Source organism: Alcanivorax sp. IL2 (genome assembly GCF_047495475.1).
Taxonomy (GTDB): domain Bacteria; phylum Pseudomonadota; class Gammaproteobacteria; order Pseudomonadales; family Alcanivoracaceae; genus Alcanivorax.
Genome location: NZ_CP179932.1, coordinates 2,623,724 through 2,642,356, shown reverse-complemented (window position 1 = coordinate 2,642,356; position 18,633 = coordinate 2,623,724). Strand labels below are relative to the sequence as shown.

Below are 18,633 nucleotides of genomic sequence, written 5' to 3'. Positions count from 1 at the left end.
TGATATGGAAGTATTGGCATGAATCTCCATGAATATCAGTCAAAGCAGCTTTTTGCTGATTATGGTCTGCCAGTTTCTACCGGTTTCGCCTGCGATACTCCGGAAGAGGTCGCAGCCAAAACCAAAGAAATTGGTGGTGAAAAGTGGGTGGTAAAAGCCCAGGTACACGCCGGTGGCCGGGGTAAGGCCGGTGGCGTGAAACTGGTGAACAGCCCGGAAGAAGCGGCGGAGTTTGCCAAAAAGTGGCTGGGTAAAAACCTGGTCACATTCCAGACCGATGAGCATGGTCAGCCGGTGTCCAAGATCCTGGTGGAAACCTGCACCGACATCGCCAAGGAACTGTACCTGAGTGCGGTGTTTGACCGTGCCTCCCGGCGCGTTGTGTTCATGGCCTCCACTGAAGGTGGCGTGGACATTGAAACCGTTGCCGAAGAAACCCCGGAAAAAATCCTGCGTGCGGAAATCGATCCGCTGGTCGGTGCGCAGCCCTATCAGGCCCGTGACATTGCTTTCAAGCTTGGCCTGGAAGGGAAACAGGTTGGGCAGTTCGCAAAGATCTTTGTTGGCCTGGCGAAATTGTTTGAGGACAAGGATCTGGCGCTGATCGAAGTCAATCCGCTGGTGATCACGGACCAGGGCGATCTGCATTGCCTGGACGCCAAGATCAACGTGGATGGCTCTGCGCTGTACCGCCACCCGGATATCAAGGCCCTGGAAGATCCCAGTCAGGAAGACGAGCGTGAGCGTCGTGCGGCCGAGTGGGATCTGAACTACGTGGCACTGGACGGCAACATCGGTTGCATGGTCAATGGTGCTGGCCTGGCCATGGGCACCATGGACCTGGTGAAGCTGAAAGGCGGTGCGCCGGCCAACTTCCTGGACGTGGGCGGCGGTGCCACCAAGGAGCGAGTTACCGAAGCCTTCAAGATCATTCTCTCCGATGATCAGGTGAAAGGCGTGCTGGTGAACATCTTCGGCGGTATTGTTCGTTGCGACCTGATTGCCGAGGGCATCATTGGTGCCGTGGAAGAGGTGGGTGTCACCGTGCCGGTGGTCGTTCGTCTGGAAGGTAACAACGCGGAGCTGGGCTCCCAGAAGCTGGCGGAAAGCGGCATGAACATTATCGCCGCGCAAAGTTTTGATGATGCTGCCGAGCAGGTAGTAAAAGCAGTGGGAGGTGCCGCATGAGCGTACTGATCGACAAGAACACCAAAGTGATCTGCCAGGGTTTCACCGGCAGCCAGGGCACCTTCCACTCCGAGCAGGCTATCGAATACGGCACCAAGATGGTGGGTGGTGTGACCCCGGGTAAGGGCGGCCAGACGCATTTGGGCCTGCCGGTGTTCAACACCGTGGCCGAGGCGGTTGCCGAAACCGGCGCCACTGCCAGTGTGATCTATGTGCCGGCACCGTTCTGCAAGGACTCCATTCTCGAAGCTGCCGATGCTGGCATCGAACTGATCGTCTGCATCACCGAGGGTGTCCCGGCGCTGGATATGTTGTACGTGAAGGAATACATCACCCGCAAGGGCGGTGTGCGTCTGATCGGCCCCAACTGTCCTGGCGTGATTACCCCGGGTGAGTGCAAGATCGGCATCATGCCGGGGCATATCCACCAGCCGGGCAAAGTGGGCATCGTATCGCGTTCAGGCACCCTGACCTATGAGGCGGTCAATCAGACCACCAAACTGGGTTTTGGCCAGTCTACCTGTATCGGTATTGGCGGCGATCCGATCCCCGGCACCACCTTTATTGATGCTCTGGAACTGTTCCAGAACGATCCGCAGACCGAAGCCATTGTCATGGTCGGCGAGATCGGTGGCACCGCGGAAGACGAAGCGGCTGCCTATATCAAGGAGCACGTGACCAAGCCGGTAGTGAGCTATATCGCCGGTGTGACCGCGCCTCCGGGCAAGCGTATGGGCCATGCCGGCGCTATCATTGCCGGCGGCAAAGGCACGGCGGACGAGAAGTTTGCCGCCCTGGAAGCGGCCGGTGTGAAAACCGTACGTAACCCTGCGGAAATTGGTAAGGCCGTGAAAGAAGCGACTGGCTGGTAATACAATCCTTCGCTGATACACAAAAAAGGCCGGCATTTCGCCGGCCTTTTTTGTGGGGTTTGCCCACACTATTTCTATAGTCTCTGGCAGTGGGAAAAGGGGTCAGCCTTTTCCTCCCGGTTTGAACCCTCCACAGGGGCCATAGAAATAGTGTGAGCAGCGCCCTTCAGTGGAGAATATCGTCGTCCAGATCGAAGAACTCGTACTCGTTGAGTTCCTTTTTCAGGCGACGGGCCTCCAGACGATCTTCGATGCGATGACGCATGTCCATGTTGAACGCACGGGAGCGCGCGCTGCGTTCCTCTTGTTCTTCATCGTCCACGTCGTCATCCAGGATATCGAAATCTTCGTTCATCAGCAGATCTTCCGAATCAAGGTCTTGCTCATTACGATGGTTACTCATGGTGGCCTCCTGTGTCTGACCTCCTCAAACAACCTGTTAATCGGCTAGTCAGGTCCGGGGCACCGGTTTCCTAACGTCCTCAGCGCCTGTATATCTCCAGATTTTCCCGCTTACAAGTTTTTTTTTATTTCCGATGATAAGTGGTGGTGGCTGGAGCACCTGACGGCGCAGCAAGCGGATCTGGCCGGCTGCCGCAGGGCGGAGTGTGATGGAGATCATGCCTGGCCACTGGATAGAAAAATCAGTCACTTAAGTGCTGGAATGCCCGGCCCCGGCTTTGTAAAGTGGAGGCATCGGGATGACCTTTCCGTCTGGAGCCTGCAGAGCCTGTTCCGGCGTGTCCCGCAGGGCGGCTTGTGCAGCCACCCGGTTACCTTGGCCGAGAATCTGCAGAGGCCATATGCGTATTGCTGGCTAGCAGGGCAAAAGCGCCAACAACGCTTCACGGAAGCGTATTCAACGCTCCGTTGAGAGAATCATCTGTTGAGAGAATAAGAAGATGGCAGAACTGCTGATCATTATTGGGGTAAGTGGCTTCATCATCAGCACCCTTGGCCTGATGCACGAGGCGGGTAGCCGGGGACACAGTGCCTTGTTTTTCCTGTTACCCCTGGCAAGCCTGGGTCAGGTGCAGCAGCACTGGGAAGAATATCGCTGGTGGGCGCTGGGGCGAGTAGCGTCTTTGCTGACGGCGGCGGTAGGGGTAGCGCTGTTTCTGGCAACCGGGCAGAGCCCGCTGGAACAGGCTCCCCGACAAAACCTGGCGGGGCAGGCGGGCCAGGTTTTGCGGGGCGATAATATGGCCACCAGTACTGCATTTGTGACTTCTGAGGAGGCCGCGCTGCTGGTTGTAGAAGGTCAGGGAAAAGCCCTGTCTGGCCGTTTGCATGGAAAAAAATTCCGTTATGACCGGGTGGCGCTGATAGACGGAGTCCTGACAGCCAGCCAGGGAAAAGGCTTCCTGCCGGAACTGGAAGTACGCGTTCTTCTGGGTTGGGACCCTGAAGCAATCACCGAGCGCCGTTCAATGCTGGTGAACCCATCCGATGAAGGGGCCGCGGTGGTGCATTTGTCCTGGAAACCGGAGGGGCAGGACTATCCGGAAACCCGCATTTTCTCCGGTGGCTACCGTCTGGAGCTGGCGTTGGCACCGCTGGATACTGATCAGCTTTCTGGTTCCATGGTGCTGGTCATGCCGGACAGCTTTAAAAGCTATCTGGTCGGTGACTTCACGGCGTATTCCAATCATCTTCGCTATCGTAATGGCAATGTGGATTTGCATTTTGACCACGATGACACCCTCGCCTATGTGGCAGAGGAGTATCTGGCGACCCAGTTCCCGGAAGGGATGCTGGAATCCGTGCAGGCGGAGCATGTGCAGCTGCGTCGCGCCGAGGCCACTGGGCAGGTAATGTCCCAGGTAGTCTTGACCAGCGGTGCGGTGGAACAACGGCATGTGCGCCTGGAGAAGAGCGAAGTGGGTTGGGCCGTGGTCCCGGGCTCAATGGAAACACGGGTGATTACTCCGCCGCGGGAGGGCAGCGCAACCCTGAGATCCCCCGTTTTCGAAACGTCGCCCTCAGAACAGGTACAGGCCGTGCCGCCCGTGGAGAAGACCTTTCCGGAGCTTGTTGCCTATATGGACAGAAAGGTACTGCTGGAAACTCGCAGTGGCCGTGAGCTGGAAGGGGTGCTGCGCCGTGTCAGCGGAGACCGCTTATGGCTGGTCATGAATGTGGGTAGCGGTAATGTGGAGCGCAGTGTGTCCGCAGAGGAGCTCAAATCACTGACGTTGTCCAATGGGCAACGGGTTGATCTGGTATCAGAAGGCGACGGCAACGGGGAGGCGGAGGTTGTCTACGACAATGACCCTCGGGTTGAACAACCGTCGCAGCAGGTCAGTAAGGCAGAGGAGCCTGTTGAGGAAATTTCTGCGAAACTGAAGGAGCTCCGTGCCCTGGTGGGTAAATCCGTCACTATCACCGCCAGTGGCGTCGCCACCCGTACAGGAATTTTGCAGGCGGTCACCGAGGATCATTTGACCTTGAGTGTGGCGATGGGAGCAGGCAACATCGAATACTTCTATGACATGAACAGCATTCAAAAGGTTGAGGCAGCACGTTGAAGATACTGATTACCGGAGGCAGTGGATTTATTGGCCAGCACCTATGCCGGAGACTGGCGGCCCATGGGCACGATCTTGTTGTGCTCAGTCGTCGTCCGAGACGGGTCGCCAAGCTGTTGCCGGAGGAAACCCGTATCGTGTCGTCCCTGGATGATATTGCCGATGATGATCCTATCGACGGCATTATCAACCTGGCCGGCGAAAGCCTGTTTGCCGGGCGCTGGACGGAGCGTCGCAAAAAGGTGCTGTTTGATTCCCGTATAGGTGTTACCCAGGGTCTGGTGGCACTGGTCTCCAGATTGCAACGCAAGCCGGCGGTGATGGTGTCCGGCTCTGCGGTGGGCTTCTACGGGGATGCCGGTAATGCGGAGCTGACGGAAGACAGCTCTGCCCGCAAGCGTGATTTCGGTTACTTGCTCTGCGATGCCTGGGAGCAATCGGCACGGCCAGTGTCCCGGCAGGGAGTGCGGTTGTGTCTGGTGCGCACCGGTATTGTGTTGGGCCGTGATGGCGGCATGCTTGGCAAGCTGCTACCGGTTTACCGGCTCGGGTTTGGTGCCATGCTCGGCGATGGTAGTCAGTGGTTGAGCTGGATCCACATCGACGACATGGTGGCGATTCTGGTCCGGGCTGTGGAAACCCCGGGGATTGATGGAGTGTTCAATGCCACGGCACCGGCACCTGTTACCCAGCGTGAGTTCCATCGATCCCTGGCAAGTGCGGTCAAGCGTCCGGCTTTTCTGCGAGTGCCCTCAGTGGCCCTGCGAGCCGGCCTGGGCGAGCAGTCAGAGATCCTGTTGGGCGGGCAGCGGGTCTACCCACGGCGCCTGGAACAACAGGGTTTCGTGTTCCGCTTTCCGGATCTGAGATCGGCCCTGGCTCATCAGATCAAGCGCTGATCCCTGTTCCCCCTTGAAAAAAACACGGCTGCCCCTATTACTCCCGGGTGATTAAACCCAGAGGAGTCAGCCGTGTCTGCAGAAAAACAAACCCATGGTTTTCAGGCGGAAGTATCCCGCCTGCTGCACCTGATGATTCATTCCCTGTATAGCAACCGGGAAATCTTTCTTCGTGAATTAATCTCCAACGCGTCCGATGCCTGCGACAAGCTGCGTTTCAAGGCACTGGATGAGCCGTCGTTACTGGAGTCAGGGAACGACCCGGCCATCAGCCTGCGGATAGACAAGGAAGCGGGCACCCTCACCATCGCCGATAACGGCATTGGCATGAACGAGGAAGAGGTGATCGAGAACCTGGGCACCATCGCCCGTTCCGGCACCGAAAAATTCCTCGCTTCGCTCAGTGGTGATCAGAAAAAGGACGCCCAGCTGATCGGTCAGTTTGGTGTGGGTTTCTATTCCGCATTCATTGTCGCGGATAGGGTAACTGTGGAAAGCCGCAAGGCCGGTACCGATGTCTCCGCCGGTGTACGCTGGGAAAGCGATGGCCAGGGTGAGTTTACCGTGGAGACCATTGACCGGACAGAGCAGGGCACGGCGGTGATTCTGCATCTGCGCAAGGATGCCGGGGAGTTTCTGGATGACTTCAAGGTGCGTCAGGTGGTGAACCAGTATTCGGATCACGTCGCCTTTCCGATCACGCTTGTCACCCCGGCAGACGGCGACGAGGAGGAAAAAACAGAAACCCTCAATTCCGCCACGGCCCTCTGGCAGCGGCCCCGTCAGGAGATCAGTGACGAGGAATATCAGAATTTCTACAAGCATATCAGCCACGATTTTCAGGATGCGCTGAGTTGGAGTCACAACAAGGTTGAGGGCAAGCTGGAATATACCAGCCTGCTTTACATACCGGCCCGGGCACCTTTTGATCTGTATCACCGTGAAGCCAATCGTGGTCTTAAGCTCTATGTGCAGCGTGTCTTTATCATGGACGATGCGCAGCAGTTTCTGCCCCAGTACCTGCGTTTTATCAAGGGTGTGATTGATGCCCCGAACTTGCCTCTGAACGTAAGCCGCGAGCTGTTGCAGGACTATGGCCCGGTACAGAAAATCCGTGCAGCGCTGACCAAACGGGTGCTGCAGATGCTCAAGAAATTGGGCAATGATGAGGAAAAATACGCCACCTTCTGGTCCCAGTTTGGTCAGGTGATCAAGGAAGGTATCGGCGAAGACCGGGACAATCAGGAAGCGGTTGCCGCCCTGTTGCGCTTTGCCAGTAGCAATCAGCCGGGGAAGGTGGCCACGTCGCTGGATCAGTACCTGGAGAACAAGCCGGCTGACCAGGACAAGATTTATTATCTGTTGGCTGACAGTCCGTCAGCGGCAGAGAACAGCCCCCATCTGGAAGTCTTCCGCAAGAAGGGCATCGAGGTGCTGTTGCTCAGCGATCCGGTGGACGAGTGGATGGTCAGCTACCTGGATAGCTACAAGGATGTGAAGCTGGTCAATGCGGCTCGTGGCGAGCTGGACCTGGGTGAAGAGACAGACAAGGCTGATAACGATAATCCGCTGATTGGCCGTCTTGGCAGCATACTGGCAGAACGGGTAGAAACTGTGCGGGCGACCTCCCGTCTGGTGGATTCCCCGGCGTGTCTGGTGTTGGCCGAAGATCAGTTGGGACCACAGATGCGCCGCATGCTGGAAGCGGCAGGGCAACCGGCGCCGGAGAATAAGCCGGTGCTGGAAGTGAATCTGAGCCACGGTTTGTTGCAGGCGTTGGCCGGGATGGAAGAGGGCGATCGGTTCGACGACCTGGCCGCGCTGCTGCTCGATCAGGCTATGTTGGCAGAAGGGCAGTTGCCTAAAGATCCGGCGGCCACCGCGCGACGCCTGCAGGAAATGCTGGTGAAGGCAGTGAACAGTTAACAGCGACCCGATCAGGGTAGCTTATTTCCAACCGCAAGAGGCCGCGCCCAGGATATGGGCGCGGCCTCTTGCGGTTCTGATATGACAATAATTCTCCGTGCAGCGGTTAACGATTCACGGTTCACTGTTAACTGCTCTGCCGCGTTGTATCCCTGACGGGGGGCGCTTATGATGCCTCAAAAGCTGCTATACAAGGCGTTCCGTATGGAGCAGGAAAGACATAACGCAACAATTCTGGGCGGTGGCAGTTTTGGCACCGCCATGGCCAGCATTTTGGCCGCCAATGGCCACCGGGTGAATATCTGGGTGCGTGACCCGGAAACAGCTGCGGCGATCAATCTGGATCGGGAAAACAGCCGCTATCTGCCCGGTGCTGAATTGCCTGCGGGAGTGAATGCCACAGACAGTCTGGAAGAGGCACTGGATCAGGCATCCCTGGTGTTTGTGGCGATTCCCAGCAAGGCGTTTGTGGACGTTCTTCGTCAGGCCAGGGAATGGGTGCCAGCTGGCACCATGGTGATCAGCTGTACCAAGGGGATTTATTCCGAAGGCTTTCTGCTGATGAGCGAAGTGTTGCAGCAGGAGTGGCCGCACGCCCGTATCGGTGCGCTCAGTGGCCCTAATCTGGCCAAGGAAATCGTCGAGCAGAAATTTAGCGGCACCGTGGTAGCCAGCCCCGATGAGGAGTTGTGCCAGGTGGTGCAGACGGCACTTAGCTGCGATTACTTCCGCGTCTATGACAACCCGGACGTCTACGGCGTGGAACTGGGCGGTGCCCTGAAAAATATTTACGCGGTGGCCTCCGGCATGGCCGCGGCCATCGGAGTGGGTGAAAACAGCCGCAGCTTCATGATTACCCGTTCCCTGGCGGAAATGAGCCGTTTTGCGGTGGAGTTGGGTGCCAACCCGATGACATTCCTGGGACTGTCCGGGGTGGGGGATCTGATCGCCACCTGTAGTTCGTCGTTGTCGCGCAACTATCAGGTGGGCTTCCAGCTAGGCCAGGGGAAGAGCCTTGAGGAGGCGGTGGAAAGCCTGGGGCAAACGGCTGAAGGTATCAACACTATCAAGCTGGTGGCGGACAAGGCCGCGGAGCTGGACGTCTATATGCCCCTGGCTACGGCCCTGTATCAGATCGTTTACCATGGCCAGCCGCTGGAGCTGGTTATCCAGCAGTTGATGAGCGGGGAATACAAGCACGATGTGGAATTCCAGCTCGCTGGAGCCAGTGCATGAAGCTTTATCTCAGCCGCCACGGTCAGGCTGTTTCCCGGGCTCCTACCGATGCGCAGCGCCCATTGACCGAGACGGGCAGGGCGGCGCTGCTTGCCCACTGGCAAGGCATGCGGGACAGCGGAATCGCCGTATCGGCGCTGATCGCAAGCCCTTTTGTGCGCGCCCAGCAGACCGCAGATTGTATCGATCAGGTCTATGGTGGCTTGCCCCGACAAACCTGCGAGCAACTAGTGCCGGATGCCAACCCGCAAGCGCTTTTTGACTGGTTGCTTGCCAACCCGCCCGCAGATAACGCCGTGCTGGTGAGTCATATGCCGTTGGTGGCCCAGTTGACCGCAAGCTGGACCGGTTCGGTCGAGCGTATTGGTTTCAATGTGGGGACCGTGGCCTGTCTGGATGTGGAGGTGGCCGCTGCAGCCGGTGCCCGCCTGTTGTGGTTACGCAGCCCTGGCGAGGCCGTTTCTGGCCGCTAATCCGGAAAACCCTACCCTTGATAACGCGTTGCGTACCTTTCGCCGATAGGCGCTGGTCAGGTTGTTTGCGATTGCCCTAACCTGACCTTGATGACACTGGAACGCATGGCAGACTCCTGAACGGTGTCATCGGTACCACCCTAAGGGGGGGAATGTGATGTCTCCTTGCATCACATCAACTTAGGCAGATCCTCGAGCACCAACCTATGTTGGTGCTTTTTTTATGTCTGTTATTCGGCGATCGCTATCCCGGCAGAAACCCTGTTTTCACAGTGAGTTCGCGAGGGGTAATGACACGGTTTTACTTTGTGAAATTGTGGATACTGGGTTTTAACTGGATTCAGAATCCGGTTCCCAGGCTAACCGTTCAATGGGCTGACCATCGGCGGCCACCAGGTTGAGCAGAATTGGCAGACCACCGAGAAATTCCAGCCCCTCTGACTGACGAAGCTCTTTGAGATACTGCTTTACCCGGCCACTGATCCACGGGTGCAGGGTCGCCTTGATGGTGACACCCTTGCAGCGCGAGCCCCTTTGCCGGTGCCAGTCCTGCAGAGCAGAGCGCAGTACCGGAAAGTGGGACTGGAACTGCTCGAAGTCGTCGGCCACCAGATAAATGTCGTACTGGTAGAGATTGCCTCGCCAGCTCATTCCTGCCTTGGTTTCCTTGAGCCGCAGCCGTGGTGCCAGGGTACCGTTGATGCCGGCTTCCCGTGGGCGGTAGCGGGCCCGTTCACGGGTGTAATGCTCCGGGGATTCCAGGTGGTCGAGGGCGTCAACCAGAGCGGCGCCGCTTTCCGGGCGATCTGCCGGGGCCTTGGCCAGCAACTGGCGCAGCAATGGCTGATAATGGCGGAGTGTGACAGGCAACAAGGGTATCGGCTCACGCAGGTGGGCCAAGGCCATAGTGCTGGCATCGTCGCCCTGATAGGGCGGCTGGCCAGTGAGCATTTCGTAGAACACACAGCCCAGGGAATAAAGGTCGGATTGTGGTGTCAGCGGCTGGGAGCGGTGCTGTTCCGGGCTCATGTATTTGGGGGTGCCCATGACGCTGTTAGTGCCGGTGACGCTGGTATCGCTCAGCATGTTGGCGGCGATGCCGAAGTCCATCAACAGCGCAGACCCGTCGGCACGGAACAACACATTGTCCGGCTTTACGTCCCGGTGGATGAAGCCATGCAAGCCGGCGTAGTCCAGGGCGCCGGCCAATTGCCGCAGCACGTTTTCTGCGTCCCTGGGCTCCATGCCATCGCGAATGCGTTGTTTCAGGCTGCCCCCGGTCACGTACTCCATACTCAGGTAATAGTAACCCTCGTGCTCGCCGACGTCGTACACCGGTACGATATGGGGATGATTGAGGCTGGCCACAGTGCGGGCTTCCTGCATAAAGCGTTCGGCAAAGCGTGGTTCCAGGGCGAGGGAGGGGGTGAGTATCTTGATCGCAACCTGACGCTCAAAGGAATGCTGGGTGGCGAGAAAGACATGCGCCATGCCGCCCTTGCCAAGGCGTTCGGTAATACGGTATCCGGGAAGTCTGATGGGCATGCTGTTATCGAGGTCGTCCTGACCGATTATTGTTGTCGGGCCCGGTGGGCATTTACTCGGGCGGTTCACCGTAAAGCGCCTTCATTTCGGCTTCTGAGCGACGGGCCTGGGCCAGTTTCGCTTCCAGTCGCTTCTTCTGTTGATCGAGGCTGAGGAAGAAGCTGACCTTGCTCTGCAACAGTTGCGGATCAATGGGCTTGAACAGATAGTCTACGGCACCACTGCGATAACCTTGTTGCACAAAGCGGGTTTCTTTCGAGATCGCAGTCACAAAAATGATAGGCACATTCTGGGTGCGCTGATGGGAGCGCATGATGCCGGCTACTTCGAAACCGTCCATTTCCGGCATTTGAACGTCCAGCAGGACCAGGGCGTAATCTTCCTTGAGGAGCTTGGCCAGGGCCGCATTGCCGCTGGTCACGCTGTCCAGATCACAGTCCATGTCTTCCAGTACCACCTCGAGTGCTACCAGATTCTGTGGCGTGTCATCCACCAGCAGGATACGGGAGCGAGGTAGCTGCAAATTGTCGTCACTGGAGTCGGCAGTGGTACTCATGATGTGATCCGGTTGGCGTAGTCGCTGAGACTTTAGTCTTACTCGATGTTATCAACTTTTTTCGGGGCCGTCTTGCTCTTCCAGCTTCCATTGTTGCACGGCCATCTGCGCTTTTACCTGTTCCAGCACATCCAGCAAGGTGTCGCGGATCAGCTGGTCGAGCTGCTCGCCTTCTCCCTTGGCGGCACCGATCAGATCGTGGAGAAGTTGCTCCAGCTGGGGTCGGTTGGCGGGTGACGCCAGGTCATCCACCAATTGATCCACGAAAGCGGTACCGGTCTCGCGCACGGCGTCGCCGAGCAGGGCGATAGCCCGTGGCCCGGCCACGGGGATGGCCGCCAGGCGTTTACCGGCCTGGGTTCGGGTGAGCGATTCGTCGGTCAGGTGGGCGAAATATTCCGCCAGTTGATCGCGATACTGGCCGTGGCTTTTCTGGGTGGCGTCGGCGATCCGGGTAGCGATAAAACTCACCAGCTTCTCCTGACGCGGTGCCAGTACCTGGGTTTCGATACGATGCAGTAGCGGGCTGCCGCCACCGATCTCTCGCTGGGCACCGCTTAATACATTGATCACCACCCGGTCGGAGACTTCCTCTACCACGATGCCGTAATACTTGAGGATAGTCTGGCCCAGCCAGGTTTGTGACAGGTCGATAATGCCCATGCGCTGCAGACGCATGACCAGGCCAACCACACGTAGAATCCGCAACCAGCGGAAACTGCCCACCGGAATACAGCCGAGCAGGTCATACCAGTGGGCAAAGGGGTAGAAGAACCACCGGTGGTAGGTGCTACGGGCAATGGCGACAATCCAGCGGATCACGAACTCGGTCAGGTAGACAGCGACGAAACAGAGGTCATAAAACAGAAAATTGCTGTGGATGGTATCCCGGTAGAAGGCATGGAATGCCGGCGTCATATCGGCCAGAAACCCTTGTACCGGCGGCACCTGGAAAAGCCAGTCGAACAGGATCAGGCCAAGGTTGAGGATGACCAGGGCAATCATCAACAGATCGATAACAAAACCGACCGTGTCCAGATTGAGCTTTAGCTTTTCCGGGTGCAGTTTGATCTTCATGGCTTAGCCGCGAAACCTGGCCCATACTGGGCAGTGGTCGGACGGTTTTTCCATGCCGCGCAGGTCATAGTCCACGCCGGTGGTATCGAGCTTTTCCAGCAGCGGGGCTGTGGCCAGTACGGTATCGATGCGCAGGCCCCGGCGTGGCTCGCGCTCGAAGCCACGGGAGCGGTAGTCAAACCAGGAAAAGATGTCATCAGTGTCTGGATTCTGGTGCCGGAAGGTATCGGTTAGCCCCCAGTCGATCAGGCGTTGCCACCATTCCCGTTCTTCCGGCAGAAAGCTGGTTTTGCCTTCGCGCAGCCAGCGTTTGCGATTGGCTTCGCCGATGCCGATGTCGAGATCGGTGGAGGAAATATTGAAATCTCCCATGACGGCCACCTGCTGGTCGGGTTGCTGGTGGTTATCCAGGTAGCTCTGCAGATCCTGATAAAACTTTTCCTTGGCAGGAAATTTCAGCGGGTGCTCGCGGTTTTCGCCCTGGGGAAAATAGCCGTTGAGAACGGTGATGGCAGAGCCATCGGTATGACGCAGGGTGCCGATGATCATGCGTCGCTGGGCGTCTTCATCATCGGTGGGAAAGCCGTACTGAACCGATTCCAGCGGTTCGCGGGTAATCAGTGCCACGCCATAGTGGCCTTTCTGGCCAAAATAGTAGGGGTGGTAGCCCATGTCACGAACCGCCTGCTCGGGAAACTCCGGGTCATGGACCTTGGTTTCCTGCAGGCCGATCAGAGCCGGCTGATATTTATCGATGACTGCCTGCAACTGGTGCAAACGGGCGCGAATACCATTGATGTTGAATGAAATCAGGGTCATGGAGCCTCCTTTGTGCGGGCATTGTACACCAACAAAAGATGACCTAGCGGTTCATCCGGAATGCTCTGTAACAGTTCGCGTCGCCAAAGTGCCCAGCTCTGTGTTGAGAAAGCTTGAATTAGCCCACTAGTCCTGCGCTTTCTCGCCTTGATCTGAACACTTTGGTTTTGCTCCTTTGTCACACAGCTTCCCGAATGAACCACTGGCAGACCACTCTGTGGCGTTATCGGACATGGTCCGGGGTGAACAGTTGCGGCTATCATGTCTCTTTTGTTTTCGTGCCCAATTCAGGGAGACACCATGTCAGCAATTTCTGCCGGTCGCCAGACGCTGGTCTTTGCCCACGCCAACGGCATTCCCGGCCATAGCTATGACACCTTTCTGGCGCCCCTGGCGGACGAGTTCGATGTCATCATCATTGACCGTCTGGGCCACAACCCGGCTTACCCGGTGGATGCGGACTGGCACAGCCTCAGCCTGGAGCTGGAAGCCAGGCTCGAATCCCTGCCCAAGCCGCTGGTTGGAGCCGGACATTCGCTGGGGTCGGTCGTCATGTACCTGGTGGCGCAACGGCGCCCGCAATGGTTTTCCGCGCTGATCATGCTGGACCCGCCAATGATGAATGGTTGGCACGGAGTGATGATGCACGCCGCGAAGCTGACCGGCATGATTGACCGCGTGACACCGGCGGGCAAGAGCAAGGGGCGGCTGGATTACTGGCCGAACTGGGACGCCGTGGAGAGCTACTTTTCCTCACGCGGCCTGTTCAGGGCCTTTGATCCACGTTGCCTGGCAGATTATCTGCGCGCGGGTCTGGAGCCCTGGGAGGGCGGCTGGCGATTGCGTTTTCGCCCGGAGGTGGAAGTGGATATTTTTCGGCATACGCCCACGGCCGCCACACGCATGCCCAGGCTGAAAGTGCCGGGGGCGATTATTACCGGCAAGGGGTCGCCGTCCCCGTTTCTCGATAGCGCACGCCGCCATGTGCGCCGCCACGGCATGCTTCACCGCCTTGCTGATGGGTCGCACATGTATCCACTGGAGAAGCCTGAACAGACCCTGGCCCTGTTCCGCGAAACCCTGCAAACGCTGCAACAGGGGGAGGCGAGTTAATGGCCGCAAAAGAGAAACAATTTCACGTTTTCGGACAGACCCTGGCCGCCCTCAGCTGGGACGGTGAGGGCGAGCCGGTGTTGGCTCTGCATGGCTGGCTGGACAATGCCGCTTCCTATATTCCGCTGGCAGCGCAATGGCAACGTCCCATGGTGGCGCTGGATTTTTCCGGCCATGGTCATTCCGATCATCGCCCGGACGGTGTGGTAACCCACCTGGTGGATCATGTGCGTGATGTGCTGGCGGTGGCAGATCAGCTCGGCTGGCAACGCTTTACACTGGTTGGCCACTCAATGGGGGCGGGGATTGCCTGCCTGTTTGCGGCAGCGTTTCCGGATCGGGTCTCCCGGCTGGTCCTGATTGAAGGATTGGGCCCGCCCAGCACGCCCGGTAAGGACGTGGCCAGCACCTTGCGCAAGGCGCTGGATGACATGATGGCGCTGGCAGACAAGCGTAAGCCGGTGTACGCGGACATTGCCGACGCGGTTGAGGCACGCACCCGCGGTTTCGGTGGCCTCAGCCGTGAGGCGTCTGCGTTGCTGAGTGAGCGTGGCCTGATGCCGGTGAACGATGGCTGGACCTGGCGGGCGGACAGCCGCCTGCGGCTGACCTCGTCGTTGCGGCTCACTGAAGAACAGGTGGAGGGCTTTGTTCGTGCCATTCAGGCACCGGTTTGCCTGATTCTCGGTGAGCAGGGCATGGGCGGCAACGGCATGTTCGATCACCGACTGGACTGGTTGCCGGACGCCACCGTGGTGCGGTTAGCGGGGCGGCATCATTTGCATATGGAAGCGCCGGAGGCCGTGGCAGAGGCAATGAATACCTTTCTTGATGGCAATAACCGCTGACTGACCAAAAGCACCAGACCTGTCCGGGCCAGTGCCTGAAAGGGTCATGTATTGCCTTGCTCAGGCTCGCTAAGCTTCAGAAAAAATGTATTCAAGGAGCGCGTTACGATGAAAGTGGTTGAGGTAGCCTCGCTGACCGATTACGTAGGCAAGGAACTGGGAGCCTCCGACTGGTTCCAGATAAATCAGGACAGGATTGACGCTTTTGCTGACGCGACCCTGGATCATCAGTTCATTCATGTGGATCCGGATCAGGCCAAGAACACCCCTTTCGGCACCACCATTGCACACGGTTATCTGACTCTGTCTCTGCTGCCTTATCTGCAAGCTTCCATTGATGGGTTCTTGATGCCCAAAGGCATGAAAATGGCCATGAATTACGGCTTCGACAAGCTGCGATTCATGGCGCCGGTAAAACAGGGAAAGCGGGTTCGAGCGGTGGCCACCTTGCTGGATGCCACAGAAAAGCGGGAAGGGCAGTGGTTGCTGAAATTCGCCTTTACTGTGGAAATCGAAGGAGAGGATAAGCCGGCACTGGTTGCCGAATGGTTGCTGATGTACTTCGTTTGAGACAAATAGCGCCATAAAGAGCCTGTTGAGAGAATCACAAGGTCTCCTGGTCAGGTCTGTCGTTTTGTGCACGGCAGGCCTGTTTTTTTATCGCACATCTTGCTCTTCAGAGATAACCGCCATGAGCCTTGAAAGTTCGGGTTCTACACAAGGTTGATCAAATAAGCTGCTGATTTGGTTCAAGTTGAGTTGTTGTGCTGGCCGTTATTGCTGCTGGCAAAATACCGCATTTCGACGTACTGTACGGGGGAACTTTCGTATTAGAGCGAATTTGTCATCACCCCGTATCAGGGCTTCCCAATGTTGCACCGTCCCCGACAATGGCTTCGCCGTCTGGTAGATAACCGTTCTGCCATCCGACGTGATCTTCGCCTTAGCCTGACCCATGCAGCGGATATTCCCCGCATGGTTCTGCCATTGGGCCGGGAGCCAGGTGTTCGCTCGGAACTGGCCTGGTCATCCTACTCCAGCCGTGGTGAGGCCCTGTTCTCGCTCTTGCAGTTGCTGGTGCCGGCCACCCGGGAATCCATCAGCCAGGGCACCCTGGTCTGCCATCCTCCGCGGGCCACCCATGAAGCGCGCTCTTCGCGCTGGTTCTTCATCAATGGCATGGGAACGGCCGGGCCAGTGGCACTGCTCAATGCCAGCGAGATCGCACGGATTTTTCGCCGCCCTGTGCACCTGATTCATACCCCTACCTGGGGACTGATCCGCGATCTGGCCGAGTCGATTACCGCACGCACCCTTCGCAAGGACGGCAAGCTGTCGCGCCCGGCGTTGAATATCCTGATGGAAGCGCTTGAAAATAATGATCAGGTGGTACTGGTCTGCCATTCCCAGGGCACCATTGTGGCCAGCTATATCGTGCGCAAGCTGTTACGTCACCCGAGCGCCCGGCAGCTGGTCAAAAAGCTGGAAATCTATTGTATCGGTGGGGTGGCTGATAGCCTGGAAATCGATCCGCAGCTTACGCTTGCGGCCGGTCACCCGGTGCCCTATGTGGAACACTTTGCCAACGGGCGTGATTATTTGGCGCAGATCGGCATCCTTTCCCATCTGGACAGCACCGCCGGCACCGTCTATTGCCTGGCCGACCGCCCCGGGCATCTTCTCAACGAACATTATTTACCTGCCATTGCGCGCGGGGATTTTTGTCAGCGTAGCTCCCGGCTTTACGGGTATGTGCGAGGGCGAGAGCCCGGCCCGAAAGGGGCGCTGTCCGTGGTAAAAAAGGGAATGAAGCCACATGGATAACAAAAACAAGCCGGTGTTGTTGTTTGTCGATGACTCGAAGGTGATGCGTCTTGCCGCAGACAAAATGCTGGGCAGGGAATTCCGTGTGGAAGTCGCGGAAAACGGCGTCGAAGCCTGGGAAATGATCTGCCACAACCCGACCATCAGCGTGGTCTTTTCCGACCTGGCCATGCCGGAAATGGATGGCTTTACGTTACTGAAAAAAATACGCACCAGTGAGGATGACGGCATTGCCGGCCTGCCGGTGATCATCGTTACCGGTGCCGAGAACGATGAGGAAACACGCAGCGAAGCCCTGCGTCTGGGCGGCACCGACTTCATCAGCAAACCGTTCAATTCCACCGATCTTCTGGCCCGTGCTCGTGCCCATGCCCACTACCAGCGTGAGCGCAAGGAGCTGGCTCGCCAGGCCATGATCGATCCGCTCACCCGACTGGGTAACCGTCGTTATCTGCAGCATCGCCTGCGCCAGGAGCTGGCGCTGGCCAGTCGTCAGCAGATCCCGTTATCGGTTGTGCAACTGGAGATTTACCAATTCAATCAACTTTTCGTACAGCTCGGTAAACGCAGAACCGATATGGTGCTGATGAAAATGGCGCAATTGATGCGGGGAGTGGTACGCAAGGAGGATTCGCTGGCAAGAAGCAGCGTAGCCCAATTTACCATTCTGCTGCCCAGTGCCGGTGCCAATGGCGCCCAGCGTTTTGTCGAGCGGGCGTTGAAGGTCAGCGAAAAGCTGGCGTTTCAATTTCGCGGCCAGGCACAGCAATTGCCGCTGTCGGTGGTCATTCATACGCCCACCGCGCATACCGGCCTGATGCCCCGCCAGGTACAGGCGGTATTGGATGAACAGATGAGCAAGGCGCGGCTGGCCGGGCCAGGGGCGGTGGTCAGAGATGGCCCCGATGAGCCTCTGGCCACCGCCCAGGCGGCGCCCTCGATAACCATAGAGCAGGCACTCACCCTGTTGCGGGCAGGCAAGCCCCGTGTGGTGGTGAATGCATTGCCGGAATTGAAACGCCAGCTGGCGCCCCTGTTGAAATTGATTAAGCAGACGCCGGCGGGTCAGGAGACAGCATGAAGGTAATGGTTGACCGGGAATTTCCCGTCGGCGTGGACCGGCTTTATGAGATTCTCACCAGCAAGGCTTATTTCGAACAACGGTTCGAATGGGGCAAAGTAAATGACTACAGTTTCCAGGCCTTCCAGGAGACGGGAGAAGGTCTGCTGATACAGATCGTGCAGCCGATACAGATTCGCACCGACAAGGTGCCGTCATTTGCGCGGCGTTTGCTGCCCAGTCAGGCTGACCTGTTGACGGAATTCCTGTGGCAAGCCACCGGCCGGGCGGGTTGCTATCAAGCCCGCTATCGCTTTCAACTTGGCAATGTGCCGATGAAAATCAGTGGCACCATGCGGCTCGAGGCCGACGGTGAGTCCCAGTCCATCCAGCAAACCCAGGTGGAAATTACCTCATCGGTTCCCCTGGTGGGCAGGAAACTGGTGGATCTGGTAGCGCCGAAAATCGACGATGCTCTGGCAGGCGATTACCGGCATACGCTGCGTTACGTAGAGCAGTTTGCCTGATGTGGCTGTAATAGTTTTTACCACAGAGGGCACAGGGAACACTGAGTGAAAATCGAGCTATGACTGCGATGTTATCGCGGGCAAAGTGGAAAGCGGCGAGGGACGGGCAGGGCTGTTGATCTTTCTCAGTGCCCCCTGTGCC

18 protein-coding genes are annotated in these 18,633 nt (G+C 57.7%); 13 read left to right on the top strand and 5 right to left on the bottom strand.

What is annotated here, in order from left to right; genetic code table 11:
• The first annotated feature begins 18 nt into the window (after positions 1 to 18).
• On the top strand, positions 19 to 1,188 hold the full coding sequence (gene sucC, locus ACMG4N_RS12270; protein ID WP_286827256.1) for an ADP-forming succinate--CoA ligase subunit beta: 1,170 nt from the start codon (positions 19 to 21) through the stop codon (positions 1,186 to 1,188).
• On the top strand, positions 1,185 to 2,060 hold the full coding sequence (gene sucD, locus ACMG4N_RS12265; RefSeq protein WP_272962660.1) for a succinate--CoA ligase subunit alpha: 876 nt from the start codon (positions 1,185 to 1,187) through the stop codon (positions 2,058 to 2,060). The genes sucC and sucD overlap by 4 nt, the downstream gene beginning before the upstream one ends.
• 166 nt (positions 2,061 to 2,226) lie before the next feature.
• Here sucD and ACMG4N_RS12260 read toward each other — a convergent pair whose 3' ends face one another.
• The gene (locus ACMG4N_RS12260; protein ID WP_035244089.1) at positions 2,227 to 2,463 is read right to left on the bottom strand and encodes a PA3496 family putative envelope integrity protein; all 237 of its coding nucleotides are present in this window, start codon (positions 2,461 to 2,463) and stop codon (positions 2,227 to 2,229) included.
• Between the two features lie 499 nt (positions 2,464 to 2,962).
• Here ACMG4N_RS12260 and ACMG4N_RS12255 point away from each other — a divergent pair, with 499 nt between their 5' ends.
• The 5 genes from ACMG4N_RS12255 (at position 2,963) to sixA (ending at position 9,122) form a co-directional block, all read left to right on the top strand.
• A complete protein-coding gene (locus tag ACMG4N_RS12255) occupies positions 2,963 to 4,588 on the top strand; it encodes a hypothetical protein (protein ID WP_414431846.1) in 1,626 nt (541 codons plus the stop codon).
• Positions 4,585 to 5,487: a TIGR01777 family oxidoreductase gene (locus ACMG4N_RS12250; RefSeq protein ID WP_297764343.1), complete on the top strand. Its 903-nt coding sequence runs from the start codon at positions 4,585 to 4,587 to the stop codon at positions 5,485 to 5,487. Before ACMG4N_RS12255 ends, ACMG4N_RS12250 begins: the two co-directional genes overlap by 4 nt.
• Before the next feature lie 72 nt (positions 5,488 to 5,559).
• Positions 5,560 to 7,413 carry a molecular chaperone HtpG gene (gene htpG, locus ACMG4N_RS12245; RefSeq protein WP_297764341.1) on the top strand — a complete coding sequence of 618 codons (1,854 nt, stop codon included), beginning with the start codon at positions 5,560 to 5,562 and terminating at the stop codon, positions 7,411 to 7,413.
• 204 nt (positions 7,414 to 7,617) lie between these two features.
• Positions 7,618 to 8,649 carry an NAD(P)H-dependent glycerol-3-phosphate dehydrogenase gene (locus tag ACMG4N_RS12240; protein WP_297764432.1) on the top strand — a complete coding sequence of 344 codons (1,032 nt, stop codon included), beginning with the start codon at positions 7,618 to 7,620 and terminating at the stop codon, positions 8,647 to 8,649.
• A complete protein-coding gene (gene sixA / locus ACMG4N_RS12235) occupies positions 8,646 to 9,122 on the top strand; it encodes a phosphohistidine phosphatase SixA (RefSeq protein ID WP_035244101.1) in 477 nt (158 codons plus the stop codon). Before ACMG4N_RS12240 ends, sixA begins: the two co-directional genes overlap by 4 nt.
• Positions 9,123 to 9,452: 330 nt before the next feature.
• Here the strand turns inward: sixA and ACMG4N_RS12230 are convergent, their stop codons facing one another.
• The 4 genes from ACMG4N_RS12230 to xthA are packed head-to-tail and all read right to left on the bottom strand — an operon-like array spanning position 9,453 to position 13,119.
• Complete coding sequence (locus ACMG4N_RS12230; RefSeq protein ID WP_297764338.1) at positions 9,453 to 10,667, bottom strand: serine/threonine-protein kinase; 1,215 nt, start codon at positions 10,665 to 10,667, stop codon at positions 9,453 to 9,455.
• 52 nt (positions 10,668 to 10,719) lie between these two features.
• Positions 10,720 to 11,223, bottom strand: a complete 504-nt coding sequence (locus tag ACMG4N_RS12225; protein WP_035244105.1) for a two-component system response regulator — start codon at positions 11,221 to 11,223, stop codon at positions 10,720 to 10,722.
• A gap of 51 nt (positions 11,224 to 11,274) precedes the next feature.
• On the bottom strand, positions 11,275 to 12,300 hold the full coding sequence (locus ACMG4N_RS12220; protein WP_297764334.1) for an ion transporter: 1,026 nt from the start codon (positions 12,298 to 12,300) through the stop codon (positions 11,275 to 11,277).
• Between the two features lie 3 nt (positions 12,301 to 12,303).
• Positions 12,304 to 13,119 carry an exodeoxyribonuclease III gene (gene xthA / locus ACMG4N_RS12215; RefSeq protein WP_297764332.1) on the bottom strand — a complete coding sequence of 272 codons (816 nt, stop codon included), beginning with the start codon at positions 13,117 to 13,119 and terminating at the stop codon, positions 12,304 to 12,306.
• A 300-nt stretch (positions 13,120 to 13,419) separates the two neighbouring features.
• Between xthA and ACMG4N_RS12210 the strand changes: the two genes are divergently transcribed.
• The 6 genes from ACMG4N_RS12210 (at position 13,420) to ACMG4N_RS12185 (ending at position 18,491) form a co-directional block, all read left to right on the top strand.
• Positions 13,420 to 14,232, top strand: coding sequence for an alpha/beta fold hydrolase (locus tag ACMG4N_RS12210; protein ID WP_297764330.1), 813 nt, complete (start codon positions 13,420 to 13,422; stop codon positions 14,230 to 14,232).
• On the top strand, positions 14,232 to 15,080 hold the full coding sequence (locus ACMG4N_RS12205) for an alpha/beta fold hydrolase (RefSeq protein ID WP_297764328.1): 849 nt from the start codon (positions 14,232 to 14,234) through the stop codon (positions 15,078 to 15,080). The genes ACMG4N_RS12210 and ACMG4N_RS12205 overlap by 1 nt, the downstream gene beginning before the upstream one ends.
• A 108-nt stretch (positions 15,081 to 15,188) precedes the next feature.
• Positions 15,189 to 15,650: a MaoC family dehydratase gene (locus ACMG4N_RS12200; protein ID WP_297764325.1), complete on the top strand. Its 462-nt coding sequence runs from the start codon at positions 15,189 to 15,191 to the stop codon at positions 15,648 to 15,650.
• A gap of 300 nt (positions 15,651 to 15,950) precedes the next feature.
• Positions 15,951 to 16,904, top strand: coding sequence for a hypothetical protein (locus tag ACMG4N_RS12195; RefSeq protein ID WP_297764322.1), 954 nt, complete (start codon positions 15,951 to 15,953; stop codon positions 16,902 to 16,904).
• A complete protein-coding gene (locus tag ACMG4N_RS12190; protein ID WP_297764319.1) occupies positions 16,897 to 17,985 on the top strand; it encodes a diguanylate cyclase domain-containing protein in 1,089 nt (362 codons plus the stop codon). Before ACMG4N_RS12195 ends, ACMG4N_RS12190 begins: the two co-directional genes overlap by 8 nt.
• A complete protein-coding gene (locus ACMG4N_RS12185; protein ID WP_297764316.1) occupies positions 17,982 to 18,491 on the top strand; it encodes a DUF2505 domain-containing protein in 510 nt (169 codons plus the stop codon). The genes ACMG4N_RS12190 and ACMG4N_RS12185 overlap by 4 nt, the downstream gene beginning before the upstream one ends.
• The last annotated feature ends 142 nt before the right edge of the window (positions 18,492 to 18,633 follow it).